The sequence below is a fragment of the Arthrospira sp. PCC 8006 genome, from assembly GCF_046480465.1.
Lineage (GTDB): Bacteria > Cyanobacteriota > Cyanobacteriia > Cyanobacteriales > Microcoleaceae > Limnospira > Limnospira platensis.
On sequence record NZ_PKGG01000071.1, the window covers coordinates 1 to 23,222 of the forward strand.

Sequence of the window (23,222 nt, forward strand, 5' to 3'; positions counted from 1 at the left end):
AGCCTAGATGCTTGGCTGGATAGTAACCGGGACAACCCCAAAAATGGGGCGGCAAATTCCGAAAATTATCAAGGGTGGTGGATGTTAAAGGTTCCCTATTCATAGTTAAGAAAATAGATGATGATTTTGATTTTTTTAAAATAATGAGTTAGCAACCAATGAAACAGCCAATAAAACCAATAATTTTAAGTACAACTGATATCGAAGGCGGTGCAGCCAGAGCTGCATATAGAGTACATAGAGGTTTGATTTCTATGGGGGTTGAATCTCGAATGTTGGTACGGGGAAAATTTAGTGTCGATCGCACTGTTATAGCTGAAAAAAGTATGATCACTAAACTAGGTCCTGGTGCTAATAGTATCCCCCTGAGACGCTACCCAAAACGTGATCGCCTGCTTTTTTCTCCTCAATGGTTTCCTGATGTCATAGCTGCTAGGGTAGCTAAAATTAACCCAGATGTGGTAAATTTACACTGGGTTTGTAATGGCTTTATCCAGATTGAAACTTTGGCTAAATTGAACAAACCTTTAGTGTGGACTCTCCAAGATATGTGGCCCTTTACTGGAGGTTGTCACTACAGCGAGGGATGCGATCGCTACCAAAATTCCTGCGGTCAATGTCCCCAACTCAAAAGTGGTCGCGATCGGGATTTATCTCGACAGGTTTGGGAACGGAAATTTAAAGCCTGGAAAAATCTCAACTTAACTATTGTAACTCCTAGTAGTTGGATGGCGGATTGTGTGCGTTCAAGTTCCCTATTTGGACAGCGACGAGTAGAGGTGATTCCCTTCTGTCTGGATACCCAAATTTATCGACCTATAGAAACCAAAATCGCCCGACATTTACTGAATTTACCCCAGGATAAACAACTGGTTTTATTTGGGGCGATCGCTGCGACTGCTGACCCCAGAAAGGGTTTTAATTTGCTACTTCCGGCGCTGCAAAAGCTGAGTCAGTCAGGGTGGCAAAATCAGCTTGAATTAGTAGTTTTTGGATCTGCGGAACCGGACAACCCAGTAGATTTAGGTTTTCCAGCTAATTATCTCGGCAGTTTCTCTGATGATATTGCTTTGGCTTTGGTCTATTCTGCCGCCGATGTGATGATTGTTCCATCCTTGCAAGAATCCTTTGGACAAACGGCTTCAGAAGCCTTAGCCTGTGGTACTCCGGTGGTGGCTTTTAATGCTACTGGACTCAAGGATATTGTCGATCACCAAGTTAATGGTTATCTGGTCAAACCCTATGAAATTGAGGATTTAAGCGAGGGAATTAAATGGGTATTAAATGATAGCGATCGCCTGCACAAACTCCAGGAAAACGCCAGAGAAAAAGCCGCAAGAGTCTTTCCCCTAGAAAGACAAGCCCAGCAATATTTATCACTTTTTAATCAGATTTTAACTTAGCTTTCTTAAATCGATAACTTAACCAACCTAAAAGCCTGGGAAAATACATGGGTAAGATAATAGTAAAATATCGCGTATAAAAACGCAACTGCCAACGTCTGGTATTGATTAATCCTAAGCCCGGAATAAAAACGCGTATCTCCTTGTTTATATTGATGTATTTTGCCAGCTTTCCTAGTTCCATGCGTTCCGGTTTTGGGTGCATATGGATGATTTTAACAGTTCCCTGAATAAACACAGCTTTTTCGGTTCTACAGTTATACTCAGGTGGGAGAGTAGCAATTTTCAGGTGTTCTGAATTTTGGTAAAGTGCTTCTCTAAAAGCCGGCTGATCATGTTTAGGTTTTCGGGTTTTTTGTAGATCTCGCTGGTAAAAATTGAGCCAGTCTTGAAAAACTTTTTCTAATTGAGGAGATTTTTTAAAGAGAATAACTCCTGTGTTCATTTCCGGAAAACTATCAGGAACGCCATCAACCTGATAACTAATCCGGGTTTGTTCATGGGAAGTAGCAATATCAAATTTTTCTAGCAGTTCAAAAAGTTCATAAAACGGTTCACAAATATATGTATCTGTATCTAAAAATAAGGTATAATCGTAGGGAGATTTAACCATGTATTGAACTTTATCCAATAAACTATATTGCGGATTTTCCATGATAATTACTTGCTCAAAATGTTGATTACTGGTGTTCTCACTAGCAATCAAAGTAATCGGAATATGGGGCATTTTTTCATGCAAAGTTGCCGCAGACTGAGAGGCTTCTGCGATGTATTTTTGGCCCGATGCAATATAGACAACTCCTGGTGACATATTTATCCTATTGGTGATTAATTAAATGTTGATCAAGTCCTAAAATTTTCAGATATTCTTGGGTTGCCATTTTCTGGCTAAACTGTCCTAGCCATGAAGTGTTTACAGCCTGGGTGTTACCTTCGAGGGTNGGCTAAAATCGCCTCTGCCATGGCTGTAGGATCGCCAACGGGAACCAGGGAACCATATCGACCCTCTGCTAAAATTTCCGCTGCCCCACTTTTGCAATTAGTGGAAATTACCGGAGTCCCAACCGCCATAGCTTCAATTAAAACCGTTGGTAAACCTTCCCAGCGAGAAGACAACACAAATACGGCAGCATTTGCCATATAAGGATAGGGATTATCAGCATATCCTAAGAGAGCAGCATCATCTCCTAAACCATGATCTTCGATCAGATTTTTGAGGCGATCGCCATCAGGTCCCCAACCTAAAATTCCTAGGCGAACTTCCCGCACTTTTCGCACTTGATCAAAGGCTTTAATTAAGGTAGGAAAATCCTTTTGTGCTTCCAGCTTTCCAACTCCTAAAATTACCGGAGGTTCCCCCGGTTGAAACCAAGGATGATCTAAAGTTTCTCGGGCTTTTTGCAGTAATTCCGGCGTGATAACTGGGTTATAAATATATTGAATGCGATCGCTATTTAAACCTGTACTTTTAGCTAAGTCCTCAGCCGCCCCTTTAGAAACAGCTACAATTCCATCCGCCCAGGGGTAGAAATAGCGAACAAACAACGGCAGCAAAATTTTTCTAAGTTTAGTAGTATGTTGTATTGCCTCCGAAAAAGTATTATGTTCAGACACAACCACCCGAGTGGAAACTCCCCCTAGACGTTTTGCCCAAACCGCCATTTCATTAGCATAATGGAGGGCAGAAAGTAGCGACTTTGGTTGTGATTCCTGCAAATAATTTCTCAGCGCCCAAMTAGTACCCCAAACCCCAGAAGCCCCCAAATCAATTATCCTTATTTCTGGTGGTACTTTTGCCAAGTGAGGCCCCCAGGCTTTACCTATAACTAAGTCTACTTTGAAGCCTTTTGCAATTAAACCACGACCCAGATTTAGCATAACCCTCTCCGCACCACCTCCGCCGATATAACGAAGGAAAAGTGCCACATCGGGCTGAACTAGAGCCATAGTTAATAATTCCCAACAATGCTTTGATTATTCTATTATAATTAATATGGATTTGATTGTTAAAGATGATTGCATCAGTTTTAATTATCTAATCTTTAACTATATATTAACTATCCATAACTATCCATAGCTGACTTCCCATTAAAACCGTGCCATAATCAACATAAAATTTTGTTTCTGATAACCGCGCCTACTATAATTCAGCCGAGAACTATAATTTCTCCGTTGTTTGGTTGTTTGAGTCTTAGCAATCTCCATATAAACACCTAAATTTCCGAGATTTAGTTGAATGTTTATCGTATTTTACCTAATTCGTACCACCTCAATTTACCGATTAATTATGACTAAAAATCAGAGCGACAAAACTCAGGTTTATACTCCCAAAACTGATGCTAGAGATAGCCGCACCTGGGAGCAAATTCGAGAACATTATCAAATTGAACAAGAACTCGCCCGCCAGTTAATGAATTCTAGCAGAGAGGAACGCATTAATGGGCATTTATACACTGAGGTATATAATCAACTCTTCCAAAAAGTCCCGCATCATCCTCAACTTACCCGGAAATCTAGCCCTGAAATTCAAACTTGGATTGTTAACCAGCGTTTGCAATTATTAGCCCGTTTTCTTAACCCAGAAATCACCTATTTAGAAATAGGTCCTGGTGATTGTAGTTTATCCCTAGAAGTCGCTAAACGGGTAAAACGAGTTTATGCAGTTGATGTATCAACCGAAATTACTAAACTACCGAATATTCCCGATAATATGGAAATTTTTATTTCCGATGGTTGTAGTATTCCCGTACCTGAAAATACAGTTAATTTAGCCTATAGTCATCAATTAATGGAGCATTTACATCCTGATGATGCCCTAGAACAGCTTGAAAATATCTACAATACTTTAGCTGCAAATGGTAAGTATATTTGTATCACACCTAATTGGTATTCAGGTCCCCATGATGTTTCTCGCCACTTTGATCAGCAAGCTACTGGCTTTCATTTAAAAGAATATAAACTCAGTGAAATGTATGATATTTTTAAGAAAGTAGGTTTTTCTAAGATAATTTGGGTGAAGTCTAACGGCAAGATTTACTTAGAAATTCCCATCAACAGTATATCAATTTATCTGATTAATTTCGTAGAATATTTCTTAAACATTTTGCCTTATAAACTCCGCAAAAAAATAGCCAACACTCCCCTTTTCTTTAGAGGAATGACTATCATTGGATGTCGATAAATTTAGGGGATAAAATCACCGTGAAAAATTATCCACAAAAATTGATGCTGTTTGACCTTTCGATTCGAGGTCATCATCCCAGTTATATTCACCATTTAATTCAATATTGGCAAATCCATAAAATCCCCAAAAATTTGGAGATTGTTGTATCTCCTAGATTTATAGAGGCACATCACGATGTCGTCGAATTGAGTCAAGGTGATCATCATCAAGACATCCGTTTTGTGCCAATTACCCAAGCCGAAGAAGAACATCTTAACTCCCGAAAATCTAGGTTAAAAAGACTAAGCCGCCATTTTCAAGAGTGGGAAATTTTCTGCAAGTATGCCACCAACTTGAGACCCGATCATTGTCTGATTATGTATTTTGATACCTGTCAAATTCCCCTAGCGTTGGGGGCAAAATCACCCTGCACATTTTCGGGGATTTATTTTCGGCCGACTTTTCACTATCACCAATTAGCTAATTACGATCGCACTTGGAAAAATTACCTGCAACAGTTACGCGAAAAAATAGCCCTAAAACGCATTTTGGCTAATCCTCAACTGCAAACTATTTTTTGCCTTGATCCTTTCGCCGTCCCCCAACTTAATCAGTTTCCTAAGTTTCCGAGTCAACCTAAAGCTGTCTACCTTCCTGATCCGGTAAAATTAGACAATTTAAGACCAATTCAAATAGATAATTGGCGCAAGCATCTAAAAATAGATTCTCAGCGCCGAGTATTTCTATTATTTGGTGCTTTAACAGGACGTAAAGGCATCTATCAGCTACTTGATAGCATTTCCAGTTTACCAGCAGATTGGTGTCATAAACTCTGTATTCTCCTGGTGGGAGAGTCTAGCATTGCTGATTCCCTAGACAGCAAAATCACCGAAATTTGTCAAACTAAGCCAATTCAAATTATTAGATATTATCAATTTGTGCCGGAGTCAGAAGTTATGGCTTACTTTCAAATTTCCGATGTGGTTTTAGCACCCTATCAGCGCCATGTGGGGATGAGTGGTATTCTCTTATTGGCGGCGGCGGCTAACAAACCTGTACTATGTTCTAATTATGGATTAATGGGAGAAATGGTGCGACGCTATCATCTGGGATTAACTGTTGATTCTAGCCAACCCCAAGAAATTGCTAAGGGATTAATTAAGTTTTTAGAAATTCCTAATCCTCTGGAACTTTGCGATCCTATACCCATGCAAAATTGGGTTAAACAAAACTCAGCATCCGAGTTTTCCCGGATTATTTTTGAACAAGTATAGTTAATATTTCGCTACCTGAATGCTGAGGTTAAACAGATGTCTGCCATCCTGATTTTACTTCCACTTATATTTCTGTTTCTGATATTTCGTCAAAGCGGACAAGGTTGGCGGAGTGGGATTTTATCAACTGGACTCGCCTGGGGAACTTTAGTAGTATTAATTACCGAATTACTGAGTATGTTTGGGTGGCTCAAATTTATGCCATTATTTATGGTATGGATTATAGTTAATATTATCTTAGGTTTGACGGTTGGTAAAATTCTGAGGACAAGTCAAATTAAGTTGGTTAATTGGCAATTTGATAATATTTCGGTGTTTCTCAAATTGGCGATCGCCAGCGTCGCAGTTATTATCCTCATAATTGGCCTAACTGCCGCGATCGCACCCCCTAATAACTGGGACTCTATGACCTATCACATGAGTAGAGTAGTTCACTGGATGCAAAATGGTAGCGTTAATCACTATCCCACCTCAATTACTAGACAAATATCCCTTGGTCCTTGGTCGGGTTTTGCTGTGACAAATCTGCAAATTCTTAGTGGTGGCGATCGCCTCGCTAATTTCGTTCAATGGGCTAGTATGGTAGGGAGTATTATCGGAATATCGTTAATTGCTAAACAACTGGGTGGGGGACTGCGATCGCAGGTATTTGCCGCCGTTTTCTGTGCCACAATTCCCATGGGTATTTTACAAGCATCTAGCACTCAAACCGACTATGTGGGTGCATTTTGGATGGTGGCTTTTGTCTATTATACACTTATTTCTATTCAAGATAAAAAACGAGTTTCCTATCCCTTAGCCATTGGTGCAAGTTTAGGTTTAGCCCTATTAACTAAAGGAACTGCCTATTTTTATCTTTTTCCCTTCGGATTATGGTTTGGCTTAGTTAGTCTCCAGCAATGTGGCTGGAAAGTATGGCAACCCTTTATGGTTATTGGTGCGATCGCTTTAGCCATTAATTTTGGTCATTTTCAGAGAAATTATGAGGTATTTGGTTCAATTTTAGGAACCTCTGGAGACTACAAACTAGAGGTTTTCAGCATCCCGGTTTTAATTTCTAACACTATCCGAAATATAGCCCTACACCTAAGCACTTCATCTCGAGATATTAATCTACTATTAATTAATGGTATTGCCGCCGTTCACCAATTAATTGGAGTTGATATTAACGACCAAAGAACCACTTTTCCGCCCGGTCAAAATTTCGATATTCATACCTTAATAAATCATGAAGATTTGGCAGGAAATCCTATTCATATAATATTATTTATGGGATTATCTATTTTATTTGTCATCAAATTACCTAAATTTCCTCAACCACAGCGCTACTATTTAGCCATTTATATGCTGTCGATTATAGTGGGATTTTTATTGTTCTGTACCTTGATTGCTTGGTCTCCTTGGCGCAGTCGTCTACATTTACCCCTTTTCGTCCTATCCTCAGCATTTATAGGAGTAATTATGGACAAATTATTAAAGCCTAAAATTGGCAATTCAGTAGCTATAATTATGATTATTGCTTCCTTATTATGGTTAATTTTTAATGAATCAAGACCTCTAGTTTTTAACAGTAAAATCTTGTCAGAGAATCAGGTAAATAATCTTTGGACTCTTAGCCGTAACGACCAATATTTTATTAATATACCAAAACTGCAAGCACCCTATAGTGAATCAGTAGATTTTATCCTAACTGAAAACTGTAAAGATGTCGGATTGATTCTTGGGGGTGACACCTGGGAATATCCTTTTTGGGTACTGTTTAAGCAAAAAAGCGATCGCCCTATCACACTTAGACATATTATGATAAATAATGAATCTGCCATCAAAGCCAAAATATCCCCCCATCAGGACTTTTCTCCCTGCGCTATTATCGCCAGTGGTGTAGCAGAAATCAACAACCCTGAAATCATTATTGACCAACAAGTTTATCAACCCCAATGGTCAAAAGAGGTGGTGACAGTTTTTATTAAACACAATTAATCAACCAAATTATGACCAAGCTAATTATTCAGATACCCTGTTTTAACGAAGCACCAACTATCGGACTTACCCTATCGGAACTTCCCCGCCAAATCCCCGGTATCGATTGTGTAGAATGGCTAATTATTAATGATGGTAGTATTGATAATACTGTAGAAGTTGCCAAAGCCTGTGGTGTTGATTATGTGGTAAATTTTGACCATAATCAAGGTTTGGCTAAAGCATTTATGGCAGGAATTGAAGCATCATTAAAAGCCGGAGCAGATATTATTGTTAACACCGATGCTGATAACCAATACTGCGCCCAAGATATACCCAAACTCATCGAACCCATTTTATTAGGTTATGCAGAAGTCGTCATTGGAGCCAGACCAATTCAGAATATTAAACACTTTTCTGCTGCTAAAAAGTTCCTGCAAAAACTCGGTAGTCGTGTTGTGCGAGTTGCCAGTAGCACTAAAATAGCCGATGCTCCCAGTGGTTTTAGAGCTTTCAGTCGCCAAGCAGCCATGCAGCTTAATGTTTTTAATGAATATACTTATACCTTAGAAAGCATTATTCAAGCAGGTCAAAAAGGTATCGCTATTACATCCGTACCCATCCGTACTAATTCCTATTTACGACCTTCCCGATTAGTTAAAAGTATTCCTTCCTATATCCAGCGGTCAATTTTTACCATTTTTAGAATTTTCATGACCTATAGACCGCTGCGATTATTCACTTTTATAGGAAGTTTTCCCCTGAGTTTAGGACTGATATTATGTATCCGTTGGTTAGTGCTATTTGTGGGAGAACCTACCCGCGCTCGCGCTCCCAGTTTAATTTTAGCGGCTATCCTAATTTTAATTGGTTTTCAATTGTGGATGTTTGGTTTAATTGCTGATTTAATGGCTGTAAATCGAAAAATGCTAGAAGATATTCAACTGCGCCTGCGTAGGATGGAATATGACCATCACAAAGACAACTAAATTTTAGCCCTAGGATTTGTCTCTATGAAGCGATTTATTTCCATTGCCGTTAGCATTATTATCCTGTCAATTATTTATTCTAAAATTGACCTGCAAGGATTAGCAGACATCTTTCTAAATTCCGATCGCTTTTGGATGCCTGTGAGTTTAGCCATGGTAATTCCTATTACTTTATTTACCGCTTGGCGACTACAACAACTTATGCCCAAAAGCACCTATCTCGGATTTGCAGAAGCCAACCGCCTCATTCTCGCCGCCAGCGTCCTCAACATGGTTTTACCGTCCAAAATGGGGGATATTGCTAAAGCCTACTTCATGCGAGAACGGGGGCATTTGAGCGGTTCCCTGTCCCTTTCCCTGGTGGTTTTTGAGAAATCCTGCGACCTACTCTCCCTGCTGCTATGGTGCGTATTTGGATTGCTTTTGTATCCCCAAAAAGACCTGCTATTCTGGACTATGACCCTTGGTGTAACTATCGGTTTATTGGTGGGATTATCAATTTTAGGCTCCCGTAAATTTGCTGATTTATTCTTCCGAATAATTCGCAAAGTTGCCCCCAATAAAATTAAAGAAAAAGTTAAAAAACTGCAAATCTCATGGGCTCAAATGCACAATTACTTCTGGAGCGACAAACGCCAACTTGTGAAAATTAGCACTACTTCAATTTTTATCTGGTTTCTCCATCTCTTGCAAATCTGGTTTTTTATCCTAGCTCTCAACGCCTGGGCTCCATTTATGTCCAGCCTCGCCCTTTCTCCCCTGGCAATTTTAGCGGGTTTATTACCCCTAACTTTCGCGGGAGTCGGAACTCGGGATGCAGCACTGGTTATCTTCTATGAACCTTATTTTGATGCCACTGTGGCGGCAGGTTTGGGTCTACTGTGTACAGCTCGCTATTTCCTACCCGCCATCGGCGGTTTACCATTTTTAGGACAGTATTTAACAACGATTAAAACCATGAAACAATCCGATATCTCCGAATCTTAATTAGGTAATTATCATGAAAAATACCCGCGTTGCATGGTTGCTGACATCTGCTTTTTACTACTGGCAACCTTCCCTGAGTTGCTACAGCCAGTTATTTCCAGATACCACGGTTTTTACCAGTCGCTGGCATGGTTTCGCACCGGGACTAGAGGATAGTTTTAGAGTGGAAATTTTAGGCGATCGCCAAATTATTTCCCTGAGAAAATCTGCCAATAGTTATGGAGATAATTTTACCTATCTTCCCCTAAATATTGTCAAGCGATTACTCCAGTTTAAACCAGATTTAATTTTTTCTAACTCCTTTGGTGTGTGGACAATTTTAGCCATTTTATTTAAACCTATAGGAGGTTGGCGAGTTGTCATCGCTTACGAGGGGAGTTCCCCCGGTGTAGACTATCGTAACTCCCCCCTACGTCTAGCTATTAGACGCGGTATGGTAAAAGCTGCTGACGCTTGTATTACCAACTCTCACGGTGGCAAAAACTATTTAATAGAGATTCTAAATGCTAAAGAAAATCAAGTTTTTGTTCATCCCTATGAGGTTCCATGGGTGCAATCCCTGGGTACTCCTGATCGAGATTTAAAATCCACATATTCTCAAAAGCTAACCTTTTTATTTGTAGGGGGAGTTATTCCTCGCAAAGGCTTGAGCTATCTTTTAGAAGCCTGTGCTATACTACAACAACAGGGAGAAACTAATTATCAGTTATGGGTTGTGGGTGATGGTGAGCAACGACAGGAGTTAGAAACCTTTTGTCAACACAATCAACTCACTAATTATGTGCGTTGGTTTGGTCGGGTAGAATACAATAACTTAGCCACTTATTTCACCCAAGCTGATATTTTTGTCTTACCCACTTTGGAGGATACTTGGGGGATGGTAGTATTAGAGGCAATGGTTTTAGGGCGACCTATTTTGTGTTCTAAATTAGCCGGAGCATCGGAATTAATTACCGATGGAGAAAACGGTTATTGTTTTCATCCCCAAAAGCCGGAATATTTAGCAGAATTGATGACCCGGTTTATTCACAATCCCGAATTAGCTAGGTTAATGGGAATGCGATCGCAAAAATTAATGAATAATTACACCCCCCAAGCCGCAGCTAATTTTCTCAATCAAGTTACATCTTTTATATTTCCAAATTCCTAAACCAAAGGAGGAGGCGTGGAACCTTTAAATATTCTAATTTCAGCTTACGCCTGTCGCCCCGGAGAAGGTTCAGAACCGGGGGTAGGTTGGCATACTATTCAGGAAGTAGCAAAATATCATAATGTTTGGGTTCTCACCCGACAAAATAACCGCCCAACCATTGAAGCCCAACTCAACCAAAACCCCATTATTAAACTACAGGTAATTTACTGCGAACCTCCCTCCTGGCTGCGACCACTACATCTCAAAAAAAAGCTAGTTTACCTGCACTATTATTTATGGCAAATAGTAGCTTATTTAGTTGCCAAAAAACTCCAGGAAACCATCAATTTTGATGTAGTGCATCATGTCACCTATGTTCGCCACTCAACCCCCAGTTTTTTAGCACTTCTTCCTATTCCTTTTTTATGGGGACCTGTAGGCGGTGGAGAATCAGCTCCCAAAGCCTTCTGGAAAGACTTTGGTTGGCGGGGAATTATGTATGAAATAATGCGAGATATAGCCAGGACTTTAGGAGAATTAGACCCCTTCGTTAAACTCACCGCCCAACGCAGTATTTTAGCCAGGGGAACCACCGCAGAAACCACCCAGAGACTCAGAAAATTAGGAGCGAAAAATGTAGAGATTTTATCTCAATTAGGATTATCGGATTTAGAAATAACTCAACTTAGCAAGTTGGCTGAATCTCCACCTAAAATTATCCGGTTTATTAGCATTGGTCGCCTATTGCACTGGAAAGGATTTCATTTGGTACTCCCAGCATTTGCTAAGGCTCAATTACCAGAAAATGCTGAATATTGGATAGTGGGAAATGGGCCAGAGAGGAGTCGATTAGAGACTTTAGCTAAACAGTTAAAAATTGACGATCAAGTGATATTTCACAATCAATTATCTCGATCTGAAACCTTGACAAAACTCTCAGAATGTGTATCATTAGTTCATCCTAGCCTACATGAATCAGGGGGGTTGGTTTGTTTAGAGGCCATGGCAGCAGGTCGCCCGGTTATTTGTTTAAATTTAGGGGGACCAGCATTAATTGTTTCTGAGGATGTAGGCTTTAAAGTTGAGGCAAATAACCCCGATCAAGTTATCAATGATTTGGCTAATGCCATGACTATTTTAGCTAATGATAACCATCTGTGGAAACAAAAAAGCGATCGCTCTCGCGCCAGAGTTAAAAACTTGTATAGTTGGCAAAAAAAAGGTCAAGAACTAGCTAACTTATATGAAAAAATCCACAATTCTAATAATTCGGTATAATTACGACAGTGAATATCATTATTTTTAATAGTCTACTGCTTCCTCCCTCCCAAACTTTTATCCGAGATCCGGCCGAAAAACTTGAGAAATTTACCCCTTATTATGTGGGTTGTCGGCGGGTTAAAGGGTTAGATTTACCAGGGGAACGCACTTTAGTTATTAATCAAGGAAAAMCTATAGATAAAGTAGCAGAACAGCTTTTTAAAATAACTGGATTTGCGCCGGAAATTTATGAGAAAGTCAAAAAATTAAATCCGCTGCTGATTCATGCTCAATTTGGCTTGAGTGGGGCGCTAATTTTGCCTTGGGTTGTGCGGCTCAAAATTCCCCTTATCGTTCACTACCGGGGCGCAGATGCTACGGTAAATAAAGAATCATCTCAGTATACCTCCCTCAATCACTGGATTTATTTTCAACGCCTAGCAACCTTGAAACAACAGACAACATTATTTTTAGCTGTTTCTAAGTTTATTGAAAAAAAACTTATAGAACAGGGATTTCCACCCGAGAAAATTCAGACCCATTATCATGGTGTTGATCTTAATAAATTTACGCCTGATTTGGCTATTCAACGGGAGCCAATTGTTTTATTTGTAGGTCGGCTAACCGAAAAAAAAGGCTGTGAATATTTAATTAAAGCTATGGCAAAAATTCCCGCAAATATACCGGATATAGAATTAGTAATTATTGGTGATGGTCCCTTGGCTAATTATTTACAAAATCTAGCAGCTAAAACCATCAAAAATTATCAATTTTTAGGTGTACAATCTCCAGAAATAGTCAAAAATTGGATGAACCGCGCCCAAATTATGGCGACTCCCAGTATTACCGCATCCCAGGGAGACTCAGAGGGTTTACCGAATGTGGTTTTAGAAGCGCAGGCGATGGGTCTTCCGGTGGTGAGTACCTACCATGCTGGTATACCAGAAGCGGTGATTGATGGAGAAACTGGCTTTCTTTGTCCAGAAAGAGATATAGATGGTTTAGCTAACTCAATACAGCAATTATTAACTAATTGTGAAATGTGGCAAAAATTTAGTCAACAAGGGCGACAATATATGCAGTCAAACTTTAATCGCGATCGCCAAACGCGAAGATTAGAAGAAATTTATACAACAGTTTTAGCGCCGCCAGGATTAGGGAACGCAACAGAGCCAGCATAATGAAAAAGTTTACTGTATAATAACTATAGCAATTTACTGAGCCATAAACTCAATCTTAATGCGTATTTTGTCTATTCATAACAATTATCAAATTCGAGGCGGGGAAGACGAATCAGCCCAAGCCGAAGCCAATTTGCTCAAAGAAAATGGTAATCAAGTTGATATTTATCAAGATAGCAATGATCGAGTTGCCACCCTTAATCAAACCAATTTAGCCTTGACAACCATTTGGTCTACAGAAGCCTACCAAATAGTTAAACAGAAGTTACGAACTCATCCCACAGATATTGTCCATGTTCAAAACTTTTTCCCCTTGATATCTCCATCGGTATACTATGCGGCTAAATCTGAGGGAGTTCCCGTAGTTCAGACCCTCCGAAATTACCGATTAATTTGCCCTAATGGATTATTTTTTAGAGACGATCGCATTTGTGAAGATTGCCTAGGTAAATTTGTACCTTATCCCGGAGTTATTCACGCCTGTTACCGACAAAATCGAGCCGCCAGTGGCGTAACTGCAACCATGTTAACCCTACACCGTATGGCTCGCACGTGGGTAAATCAGGTAGATATATTTATTACCCTCAGCCAATTTGCGCGCCAGAAATTTATTCAAGCCGGGTGGTCAGAAGACCAAATAATCGTTAAACCTAACTTTGTCTATCCCGATCCCGGAGTTGGCAACGGGGAAGGGGGATATGCACTCTTTGTAGGTAGATTATCTGTAGAAAAAGGCTTAGATGTGCTGATTGATGCTTGGCAAAATCTCCGTCAACCAGTACCCTTAAAAATTGTGGGAGATGGTCCTTTAGTTCCCCGTGTCCAAGCCGCTGCTGAGAAATTACCTCACATTCAATGGTTAGGACGTAGACCCCTCCCAGAAGTGTATAAATTGATGGGAGAAGCAATGGTTTTAATTTTCCCTTCTAAATGGTATGAAACCTTTGGTAGAGTGGCTGTAGAAGCCTTTGCTAAGGGTACTCCGGTCATTGCTTCTAACTTAGGTGCGATCGCCGAATTAGTAGAACATGGTCGCACGGGACTCCTATTTAAACCCGGCGATCCTATCAGTCTTACCGAACAAGTTGACTCCCTAATTTCTCATCCCAAAAAACTCCCCCAAATGCGTCGAGAAGCACGAGCAGAATTTGAAGCCAAGTATACAGCACCACAAAATTATCAGCAACTTAAATCAATTTACCAGTTAGTTTTAAGTAAATCCTAGTAGATTTAGTTACTCATGAAAATTAACCACAATCAGCCAATATTAACTAAACCCAAAAAAGGATATATTAAACTATCTACCCTGACTCTAGTTGCCTTCAGTTCGGCATTTTTTTCCCGGGTACTTCAGCTTTTAAAATTCCCATCAATTGTTAACTTATTGCATCTGGGAATAGTGCCATGGCTGTTTGCTTTTGCTCTGTGGAAAACCAAAGTCAAAGACCGACAACAAATTACCATCATTAAAGAAATGGTAGTTGCCCTATTTATCTTTCTGGTAATTTCGGTAGCAAGTGCCTTATTAAATACCGCAGGTTTAATTAATATTGCCGTTAATTTCTTGTTGTTATGTGAACATTTTTTATTTATTGTTATTATTCTGACTGTCCCGATTACTTTAGATAAGTTAAACCAATTGCGTGGCTATATTGTTTTTGCATCCTTCACTAATCTAGCATTTGCCTATGTGCAACAGTATGTTCTGCATCTCCATCTACGCCAGGGATTAGAAGACAATATCAAAGGTGTTTTTATTGCCCAAGGTGCCGGTCATGTCATCGGTGCTTCTGTATCATTAACCTTTGGAATTTACTATTTTTTTGCTGCCAAAAATCTGCCTATATGGTTGCGGACTGTGGTGATTTTAGCAACTTTTTGGCACATGGTTATTTCTGATGCTAAACAGGTGGTTTTAGTGTTTGGCATTGCTGGAGTATTTCTGCTATTGACTAAGTTTAAAAATCTGGCTGATGCCATTAAGTTTTTAATTATTTTTGGGATATTATCTTATGGGTTTTGGTGGGCGATTCATAATGTACCTGGTATGGGTGCTTTTCAAACTTGGATGCGGCCGGAAATTTATGGACCCGAAGGAGAAGCTACTTTACTGAAATCTGCTACCTTTCGCATTGTTCCGACTTTCTATGAGTCTCCCCTTCATCCTTTACTAGGCTTAGGTCCTGGTCACACTGTAGGAAGACTAGGAGGCTGGATGCTGCGGGAATATGCGTTTATTTTAAGACCCCTTGGGGCTACTTCACACCCAGCTACTAATGCCATTTGGGGAGCCGCAGGAGCTAGTTGGTTAGGAGATCAATCGAGTATGTTTTCTCCCCTGTTTGGTTGGGCGGGAATTTGGGGAGATGTAGGTTTTTTGGGACTGGCATCATTTTTATATATTTGGTTTGTGGTTTGGCGTAGACTCTGTTTTGATGATATTTCTAAGTTTCTGGTTTTATGTCCCTTGTCTTTTGGGTTAATTTTTACTCAGATGGAGGAACCAGGCTATATGATTTATCTGGTTTGTATTGTGGTTTTGCGATGGCAAGAATATCACTTTAGTCGTCAATCTACTTATATCCCTAAACCGCCACGACTAACTATTAAGACTCTTCTGAGACCTAAAGTTTTACTCCGCGCTTTATTGCTAATAGGATAGTCGGGTAATTATTACGGGATTCTGATTAACTTAACTTTGAGATAGTCTGGGGACTGATTGACCGCCTAGCAGTTGATGGGTTTCTCGCAATAATTGGGGGATTTGATCGGCGTGGGGACTATTTTTTAAACAGTGGCTTAAATCTACTTGGTCAATAGTGGCAGCGTTTTGTCCGGGGAACCAATGACCACCATTTCCGAGTAAGTTATAGCGCATTTTACCATATTCTATCATATCGTATGCGATCGCCAAATTTCTTAACCACAGAATGATGGGAATATTAATATTATTGGGTGTATCTTCTGGGTTAGGTAAACCCTGATTCCATGTCTTTAACCAATCTTCCCCTAGGGCTTCCATGGCGGCTTTCTCTAGCTTTTCTAAAATGGGGGGTACGATTTCATCCCAACGGTCTAGGAGGTCAAGAGTCTGTAAATGTTCATCAAAATCTGTAGGTTTCGATGCGCCTAAACTGAGGGTATGAACTTGGGGATGAGATAAACAAAATAAGTTGTTAAATACAATGGGACTAATGGGAGAACATAGGTCTACCAACTTTTGAGGCGGATCATATAATTTCCCACCTTTATCAGAAGGACTGATGATAAATACTCCCATATCATGACGGGTGGCGGCTTCAATAGCGCGCCAATTTAGTTGATTGATATAATACCAGTGTAGGTTAACATAGTCGAATTTATCAGTAGCGATCGCATTAACAATAACATCCGTTGGCGCGTGGGTGGAAAAGCCAATAAATCTCACTTTTCCTTCTTTTTGTAATTCTTGAGCCACTTCTAAACAGCCACCGGGTCGAATCGAATATTCTAAAAGTTCCGGGGTATTAATCCCATGCAGACCCAATAAATCTACATGGTCTAACTGTAAATATTTCAGGGATTTTTCCAAGTCACGGCGAAACTCAGCCGGGTCAGGTTTCGGGGAAACTTTGGTTTGAACAATTAGCCTTTCCCGGGGTAGTTTTGGTAAAATCCAACCCAGTTGCATCTCTGATGTACCGTAACCCCTAGCGGTTTCAATATGGTTAATTCCCGACTCTAGGGAACGGCGAATTACCGCTTCTAAATTCCGCTGACTTTCGGGGGGTATTTTTTCAGGAGAGGCATCTTGCCATTGATATTGATACCGCATTCCACCACAGGATAATACAGGCATCGGCAGTTCAGTTCGTCCAAACCGTCTATAGTGCATCATCGGCTATTTCCATTGCAACAATTAGGGGAAATAGAAACCAGTGCTTGTGTTTCTATCCCCCGGTTTTTAGGATTATGAAATCTCGCGGACAATAGGTTGACCGTCTTTGATTTCTCCCACTAGGATAACATCAGCTACACCCACAAACAAACCATTTTCTAAAACCCCAGGAATATTGTTGAGGGTTTTTTCTAATTCGGCGGGATTATCGATCGCATCAAATTTGACATCAATCACCATATTTCCCTGGTCTGTAATCACAGGTCCAGCTTTTTTGACTCCCATTCTCAGGGTAGGTTTACCCCCAAGTTTGGTAATGGCTGCCATTACCGGAGTCATCGCCATTGGCATAACTTCCACGGGTAATAAAAATGTAGAACCCAGACGATCTACCATTTTAGAACCATCTACAACTACAATAAACTGATCTGCTAAACAGTCTACAATTTTTTCGCGAGTGTGAGCGGCACCACCACCTTTGATTAAATTTTTGTTAGGATCGACCTCATCAGCACCATCAATAGCGATATCAATATGGTCAATTTCATCTAAAGTGGTGAGGGGAATGCCATATTCCTTGGCAAGTACAGAGGCTTGGAATGAGGTGGGAACGCCTTTAATATCTTTGATTTCCCCACTTTTGAGGCGTTCTCCTAAAAATTGAATTGTGTATGCTGTGGTTGACCCCGTTCCCAGTCCGACAATGGAACCGGATTTAACCCGGTCTGCTGCCGCTTTGCCAACCTGTTGCTTCATTAACTTAACGGGGTCTTGTTCTGGACTCATGCTAAATACTCCTAAAGGACAGTTTTGGATAACTGTAGTTTGATCAACAATTTTTACTTTATCGCGTTTTGTACCTTGGCAAACATCAGATTTGAGTCAAAACCAAAATTCCCTAGGGTTGGATAAGTAGCGTTGGTGTTGTATTATATCATAGCATAGCCGTGGTTTGAATAAGTGATAACTTTGGGTAACTGTTGGAGGGTTGCCAATTCTACCTAATACTATCACAGATTATAATTAGTTGTATAAACACGCATTTGAGGCAAGTTAGTGAATTCCGAACAGATTAAGGTTTATTGTTGTCAAGGTCAGAAATTTTTGAGTCGGGGTGATTATCCGGCTAGTATTGATGCTTATATGAAGGCTTTAGAACTGGATCTTAATAATGCCGAGGTTTATATCCTGTTGGCAGAAGCATATATTTATAATCAGGAAATTGATCCGGCTATTTCGGCTTTAGAAAAGGCTTTGGAATTACAGCCTGATTTGGCTACAGCCTATGGGCGAGTTGGTAATGCTCTGCAAAGGTATAATTTTCTGGATTTGGCGATTTGGGCTTATACTCAAGGGTTAGAAATCGAGCCTAATTATAGCATAGCTTATAGTAATTTGGCAGGTGTTTATTATCAACAAGAGAGATGGAATGAGGCGATTAATTGTTATCAGAAATGCCTAGAAATTGCTCCTAATTTAGCGATTGTTCATTGGATGTTAGGAAATGCTCTGATTAAATCAGGGGATATTTCGGGGGCGATTACCTGTTATCAGCGGGCGATTAATCTACAACCTAATCGACCAGAATTTTATTTCAAATTGGGGGAAGCGTTGGCAAAAAATCGTCAGATTAATGAGGCGATCGCCAATTATCAAACCGCCCTAAAACTTGATGCTAATAATAGTGATATTCTCGCCAAAATTGCCGAATTAAAATCTCTGCTAGAAACTCCAGTTTCGGGGTCTATCAGTGAATCGATGAATTTTATAGAAGATGCCACCGACAGTTTTGATGAACAGGGGGTAGATTTTTCTGGTCAAGTCTTAGAAGGGGAACTATACTATCAGGAAGACACCCAGGAATCAGAGGATTTAGTTACCTCTCCCACTGAACAGTTATTAATTAAAACTGATGAGAAATTTGTGGCAGAAAAGCCGATAAATCCCAGGGTATTATCTTTACAAAAACAAGCAGAATTATATTTATCTCAAGGCAAATTAGAGGAAACTGTTGCCACCTGTCAGGAAATATTAAAACTCGATCCTAATTTTTTATTAGTCTATGTAGTCCTAGGTAATGCCTTACATTTTCAAGGCAAAATATCCTCAGCAATTCGCGCCTATAATCAAGCCTTAGAAATTAATCCTAATTTTGCGGAAGTTCATGCTAATCTAGCGACGATGTATCTGCAAAATGGGCAGGTAAACGAAGCGATCGCCGCTTATCAAAAGTCCATTGAGATTAAACCGGACTTGGCGGCGGTACATTGGAATTTAGGGAGAGTTTATCAACAATTAGGAAATACAGAAGCCGCCATTAATTCCTGGAAAATCGCCTTAGAATTAAAACCCGATTTAGTAGAAGCCGAATTTAACTTTGAGTTTGGCAATATTCTGGCGCGGCGGGGTGAATACGAACAGGCGATCGCCAGTTATCAACGGGCAATTTCCCGGAAACCCAATTGGGCGGAACCCTATGCTAATATCGGCTGTTTACGGGTGCAGCAAGACCGATTAGAAGAGGCTTTAGAACAGTTACAAAAAGCCATTAATCTCAACCCCAAAATGCCAGAAATGTATCTACACACCGCCCGCATTTTTACCAAAATGCGCCGCCACCAAGATGCCATTAATCACTATCAAAAAGTCATTGAACTGAAACCCAATTTTCCCGATGCCTATGCTAATTTAGCTAATATGCAGGCAACCATTGGACAACTACCAGAGGCGATCGCCAACTATCAAAAAACCCTACAATTAAAACCAGAATGGGCAGAAGTTTACTGTCGCCTCGCCCACATTCAAAAACAAAAGGAACCCAAAGAAGCCGTAGCCAACCTAGAAAAAGCCCTGGAGCTTAAACCAGATTTTGCCGAAGCTTATCAACAACTATGTGATCTTCTCAGCCATTCCACCAATTTAGGAAAAGCCCGAAAAGTAGCCGATCGCTACTGGGAAAACTGCGGTAAAACTCTACCAGTCCTATGTGCGATCGCCTATATTTTTTCCTATACTCAATCAGGGGCTTGTGAACAGGCATTAGCCAAACTAGAAGAATTGACAAAAATATGTAATAATAGCATAGAAACCCTAACACACATTGAAATTAGGCTAATTTATGAAATCATTTTATTTACAGTTCCTCACCTCCGGGATAACTTAGAAGGAAACGCCCACTTTTATCGTCTAATTTGTCAATATTATTACCAAGAACCCATAGCCACTCCCCCGTCGATTTATGCCGAACCGCGTTCACCTTTAAAAATCGGTTTTCTTTCCAAGCATTTTCGCCGCCATTCCGTGGGTTGGTGTGCGGAAGGAGTCATCAAAGAAATGTCCGCAATTACCCCCCATATTAATTTATATATTAGTGGGATACTGCACCCCGACGAGGTAACAGCTAGATATGAACAAACCGTGGCTAAATGTTATTGGCCGAAATCCTATCCTAATGGTTTTGCATCCCCAGAAGAATTAAGTCAACAAATCCGAAGCGATCGCATTGATGTATTAGTTGATCTCGACTCAGTAACCATTCCAGTAAACGTGCAAGTTTTGCATAAATCCCCCGCCCCAGTTTGTGTAACTTGGTTAGGATTTGATGCCCCCTATCTCACCCGTAATCACTATCTAATTTGTGACCAACATAGTCACCCACCAGGAATAGAAAAACATTATCTCGAACGCCTAGTTAGGCTACCAGATACCGCCGTAGCCATAGCCGGACTTCCCACCCGTCCCGTAGATAGAAACATGGTAAGACAACAGTTAAATATCCCCCCGAATGCAGTAGCTTATCTATGCGTTGCGCCGGGGCGAAAAACCAATGGGGAGATGATTAAAGCCCAGGTTAATATTCTGCGATCGGTTCCCAATAGTGTATTAATTCGGAAAGGTCAAGGCGATGCCCAACTCCTGCGAGAAATGTATAACCAAGCCTGCCAAGAAGTAGGGGTTGATCTAAATCGTTTAATCTTCTTAGGACTCACCCAAACCGAAGAAGAACACCGGGCGATTTATAAAGTTGCGGATGTCATGTTAGATTCCTACCCCTACAATGGAGGAACCCATAACCTAGAGGCATTATGGTCAGAATTACCCGTAGTCACCAGGTCAGGCAGACAGTATTTATCGCGGATGGGTTATGCTTTCCTAAAAGCAGTTAACCTAGATATAGGTGTAGGTTGGAGTTGGGAAGAATACACCCAACTAGGGATTGAATTTGGTCACAMTGCCGCATTAAGACAGCAAATTAGTAGCCATTTAGCCAGAGTTAAACAACCAGACACCCTCGCCCCCTTGTGGAATCCTAAACAGTTAGCCGCTCAAATGTATCGAACTTTTGAACAATTAAGGCACGTCACTAATTAGGAACATCTCGCCCAGAAACGTTATCATGGACGATAGCACAATTAACTGTTGAGTTGGACCACTAAGGTCGCTATCGTGGAACATCCCGTTTCATCTACTGTTCACTGTATTAACCCCAAATGCCCTAAACCCCACGGCCAGCCTTGGGGCAATAGGTTTTGTCAAAGTTGCGGTGCGCCATTGCAACTCAACGATCGCTATATTCCCTTAGATAGTCTAGGAAGTGGGGGATTTTCCCGGCTGTACACCATTTGGGACTTGAAAACCAAATCCGAAAAAGTCCTGAAAGTCCTCGTGCAACCCGACCCCAAAGCCCTAGAATTATTTGAACAAGAAGCCAGAGTTTTGGCATCCCTACACCATTCGGGAGTCCCACGGGTAGTCCCAGACGGCTATTTTTTCCTACGAAGACGCAACCGTAAACCGTTAGAATTTCCCTGCTTAGTCATGGAAAAAATTAACGGCCCTACCTTGGAGGAAGTTCTCGCCGAATATCCCCAAGGCTGTCCTGAAGAGTTGGTCATGCTGTGGCTGCATCAGGCTTTGGATATTTTGCGGGAGTTACACAAACGCGGAATTGTACACCGAGACCTGAAACCGTCTAACCTGATGTTGCGTTTACCCCACCCACAAACCCTCGACTACAACCACCTTGCCGATAGTCCCTTGGTGATGATTGACTTTGGCGGCGCGAAACAAATTGGGGCTTTAGTCCATAGCGATCGAGAAACTACCCCCAGAAGCCATACCCGCCTAGTTTCTCCCGGTTATAGTCCCCCGGAACAAATAGTTGGAGCCGCCATAACTCCGGCTACCGATTTTTATGCTTTGGGGCGAACCTGTATCCACCTGTTAACGGGTGTGTTTCCCGCCGAACTTGAAGACCCCATGACCGGAAAATTGCAATGGCATCGGGTGGCGGTCACTCCAGCCTTGGCGGAATTACTTGATTGTATGGTCGAGAATGATCTAAATAACCGCCCCCAAAATGCTGATGATATTCAAACCGATCTATTCCGCATCGCCAGAATGAAAAAGCATCCCCGCCGGATGATGTCGTTTCCTCAACTGTGTCTCGATGTGATCAAAACTGCATTAATTGAAGTCGATCGCATTATCTGGACGGGATTACAATTGGTTGGGCGGAGCGTCCTGGCTATATCTCAGGCTACCACTCAAACCCTTTGGCAAATCGGGCTGGCTAGTTCAGGAGGCATGGTGGGGGCAGGGTTAGGGTTTATTTTAGCCTATCAGTCTCCCTTCGGTCAAATATTAGGGGATTTACTCAAGCCTTCTTTACACCTGTTTTTCCGTCATCTATCTAATAATTTGGGCGCGGAAATTATAGTGTTAAGTTTAGCTGGTTTAGGCACAGGTTTGGGCTTGACCGATGGCGCAGGTTTTAATCAACGCCGTCGCTATAAATGGGCGGCCGGGATGGGTGTATTAGGATATTTAACGGGGGGGTTACTGTGGCGCATTATCAGTACCATCTCCTCAGTGCCAGGGTTGGGCAATTTGGCTATGGCGAGATGGTTTTGTATAGGAATTACTACCCTTATTTTAACGTGGGGATTGGGTTGGAAAAGCAATCGCTCGGTTAATGCGATCGTTTCCGCACGCACC

At 40.9% G+C, this 23,222-nt stretch carries 17 protein-coding genes; 13 read left to right on the plus strand and 4 right to left on the minus strand.

All coding sequences use genetic code 11. The features are described 5' to 3' along the window. Positions 1-170: 170 nt before the first annotated feature. A complete protein-coding gene (locus tag B9T16_RS12575) occupies positions 171-1,403 on the plus strand; it encodes a glycosyltransferase family 4 protein (RefSeq protein WP_410244924.1) in 1,233 nt (410 codons plus the stop codon). Here the strand turns inward: B9T16_RS12575 and B9T16_RS12580 are convergent. Beyond that, complete coding sequence (locus tag B9T16_RS12580; RefSeq protein WP_410244912.1) at positions 1,384-2,214, minus strand: putative nucleotide-diphospho-sugar transferase; 831 nt, start codon at positions 2,212-2,214, stop codon at positions 1,384-1,386. The genes B9T16_RS12575 and B9T16_RS12580 overlap by 20 nt on opposite strands. Before the next feature lie 116 nt (positions 2,215-2,330). Beyond that, complete coding sequence (locus tag B9T16_RS12585) at positions 2,331-3,350, minus strand: glycosyltransferase (RefSeq protein WP_410244913.1); 1,020 nt, start codon at positions 3,348-3,350, stop codon at positions 2,331-2,333. A 340-nt stretch (positions 3,351-3,690) separates the two neighbouring features. Between B9T16_RS12585 and B9T16_RS12590 the strand changes: the two genes are divergently transcribed. Genes B9T16_RS12590 through B9T16_RS12635 form a run of 10 tightly spaced genes read left to right on the plus strand, consistent with a single transcriptional unit; the run spans position 3,691 to position 16,010 of the window. After that, positions 3,691-4,584 carry a class I SAM-dependent methyltransferase gene (locus B9T16_RS12590; protein ID WP_410244914.1) on the plus strand — a complete coding sequence of 298 codons (894 nt, stop codon included), beginning with the start codon at positions 3,691-3,693 and terminating at the stop codon, positions 4,582-4,584. Further along, positions 4,575-5,840, plus strand: coding sequence for a glycosyltransferase (locus tag B9T16_RS12595; RefSeq protein WP_410244915.1), 1,266 nt, complete (start codon positions 4,575-4,577; stop codon positions 5,838-5,840). Before B9T16_RS12590 ends, B9T16_RS12595 begins: the two co-directional genes overlap by 10 nt. 36 nt (positions 5,841-5,876) lie before the next feature. Continuing rightward, positions 5,877-7,820 (plus strand): ArnT family glycosyltransferase, encoded by a 1,944-nt coding sequence (locus tag B9T16_RS12600; protein WP_410244916.1) that lies wholly within the window; start codon positions 5,877-5,879, stop codon positions 7,818-7,820. 11 nt (positions 7,821-7,831) lie between these two features. Beyond that, positions 7,832-8,788 carry a glycosyltransferase family 2 protein gene (locus tag B9T16_RS12605; protein WP_006619480.1) on the plus strand — a complete coding sequence of 319 codons (957 nt, stop codon included), beginning with the start codon at positions 7,832-7,834 and terminating at the stop codon, positions 8,786-8,788. 24 nt (positions 8,789-8,812) lie between these two features. Then, positions 8,813-9,775: a lysylphosphatidylglycerol synthase transmembrane domain-containing protein gene (locus B9T16_RS12610; RefSeq protein WP_410244917.1), complete on the plus strand. Its 963-nt coding sequence runs from the start codon at positions 8,813-8,815 to the stop codon at positions 9,773-9,775. Positions 9,776-9,788: 13 nt separating this feature from the next. After that, positions 9,789-10,925 carry a glycosyltransferase family 4 protein gene (locus tag B9T16_RS12615; RefSeq protein WP_410244918.1) on the plus strand — a complete coding sequence of 379 codons (1,137 nt, stop codon included), beginning with the start codon at positions 9,789-9,791 and terminating at the stop codon, positions 10,923-10,925. Between the two features lie 15 nt (positions 10,926-10,940). Beyond that, complete coding sequence (locus tag B9T16_RS12620) at positions 10,941-12,185, plus strand: glycosyltransferase family 4 protein (RefSeq protein WP_410244919.1); 1,245 nt, start codon at positions 10,941-10,943, stop codon at positions 12,183-12,185. Positions 12,186-12,193: 8 nt separating this feature from the next. Next, positions 12,194-13,348: a glycosyltransferase gene (locus B9T16_RS12625; RefSeq protein WP_410244920.1), complete on the plus strand. Its 1,155-nt coding sequence runs from the start codon at positions 12,194-12,196 to the stop codon at positions 13,346-13,348. Positions 13,349-13,406: 58 nt separating this feature from the next. Then, positions 13,407-14,573 (plus strand): glycosyltransferase, encoded by a 1,167-nt coding sequence (locus B9T16_RS12630; RefSeq protein ID WP_006619474.1) that lies wholly within the window; start codon positions 13,407-13,409, stop codon positions 14,571-14,573. 15 nt (positions 14,574-14,588) lie between these two features. Continuing rightward, complete coding sequence (locus tag B9T16_RS12635; protein ID WP_006619473.1) at positions 14,589-16,010, plus strand: hypothetical protein; 1,422 nt, start codon at positions 14,589-14,591, stop codon at positions 16,008-16,010. Between the two features lie 30 nt (positions 16,011-16,040). Here B9T16_RS12635 and B9T16_RS12640 read toward each other — a convergent pair whose 3' ends face one another. Then, positions 16,041-17,222, minus strand: a complete 1,182-nt coding sequence (locus B9T16_RS12640) for an aldo/keto reductase (RefSeq protein ID WP_410244925.1) — start codon at positions 17,220-17,222, stop codon at positions 16,041-16,043. A gap of 75 nt (positions 17,223-17,297) precedes the next feature. Next, on the minus strand, positions 17,298-18,011 hold the full coding sequence (gene rpiA, locus B9T16_RS12645; protein ID WP_410244921.1) for a ribose-5-phosphate isomerase RpiA: 714 nt from the start codon (positions 18,009-18,011) through the stop codon (positions 17,298-17,300). Between the two features lie 270 nt (positions 18,012-18,281). Between rpiA and B9T16_RS12650 the strand changes: the two genes are divergently transcribed. Beyond that, a complete protein-coding gene (locus tag B9T16_RS12650; RefSeq protein WP_410244922.1) occupies positions 18,282-21,596 on the plus strand; it encodes a tetratricopeptide repeat protein in 3,315 nt (1,104 codons plus the stop codon). 75 nt (positions 21,597-21,671) lie between these two features. Further along, positions 21,672-23,222: serine/threonine protein kinase (locus B9T16_RS12655; protein WP_410244923.1), on the plus strand; the 1,551-nt coding region annotated here is incomplete at its 3' end.

What these genes read in the sequence shown, in the direction of transcription:
- B9T16_RS12590 (WP_410244914.1), top strand. Translation starts at nt 3,691, where the DNA reads ATGACTAAAAATCAGAGCGACAAAACTCAGGTTTATACTCCCAAAACT.
- B9T16_RS12635 (WP_006619473.1), top strand. Translation starts at nt 14,589, where the DNA reads ATGAAAATTAACCACAATCAGCCAATATTAACTAAACCCAAAAAAGGA.
- B9T16_RS12600 (WP_410244916.1), top strand. Translation starts at nt 5,877, where the DNA reads ATGTCTGCCATCCTGATTTTACTTCCACTTATATTTCTGTTTCTGATA.
- B9T16_RS12640 (WP_410244925.1), bottom strand. Translation starts at nt 17,222, where the DNA reads ATGCACTATAGACGGTTTGGACGAACTGAACTGCCGATGCCTGTATTA.
- B9T16_RS12610 (WP_410244917.1), top strand. Translation starts at nt 8,813, where the DNA reads ATGAAGCGATTTATTTCCATTGCCGTTAGCATTATTATCCTGTCAATT.
- B9T16_RS12605 (WP_006619480.1), top strand. Translation starts at nt 7,832, where the DNA reads ATGACCAAGCTAATTATTCAGATACCCTGTTTTAACGAAGCACCAACT.
- B9T16_RS12595 (WP_410244915.1), top strand. Translation starts at nt 4,575, where the DNA reads ATGTCGATAAATTTAGGGGATAAAATCACCGTGAAAAATTATCCACAA.
- B9T16_RS12580 (WP_410244912.1), bottom strand. Translation starts at nt 2,214, where the DNA reads ATGTCACCAGGAGTTGTCTATATTGCATCGGGCCAAAAATACATCGCA.
- B9T16_RS12630 (WP_006619474.1), top strand. Translation starts at nt 13,407, where the DNA reads ATGCGTATTTTGTCTATTCATAACAATTATCAAATTCGAGGCGGGGAA.
- rpiA (WP_410244921.1), bottom strand. Translation starts at nt 18,011, where the DNA reads ATGAGTCCAGAACAAGACCCCGTTAAGTTAATGAAGCAACAGGTTGGC.
- B9T16_RS12615 (WP_410244918.1), top strand. Translation starts at nt 9,789, where the DNA reads ATGAAAAATACCCGCGTTGCATGGTTGCTGACATCTGCTTTTTACTAC.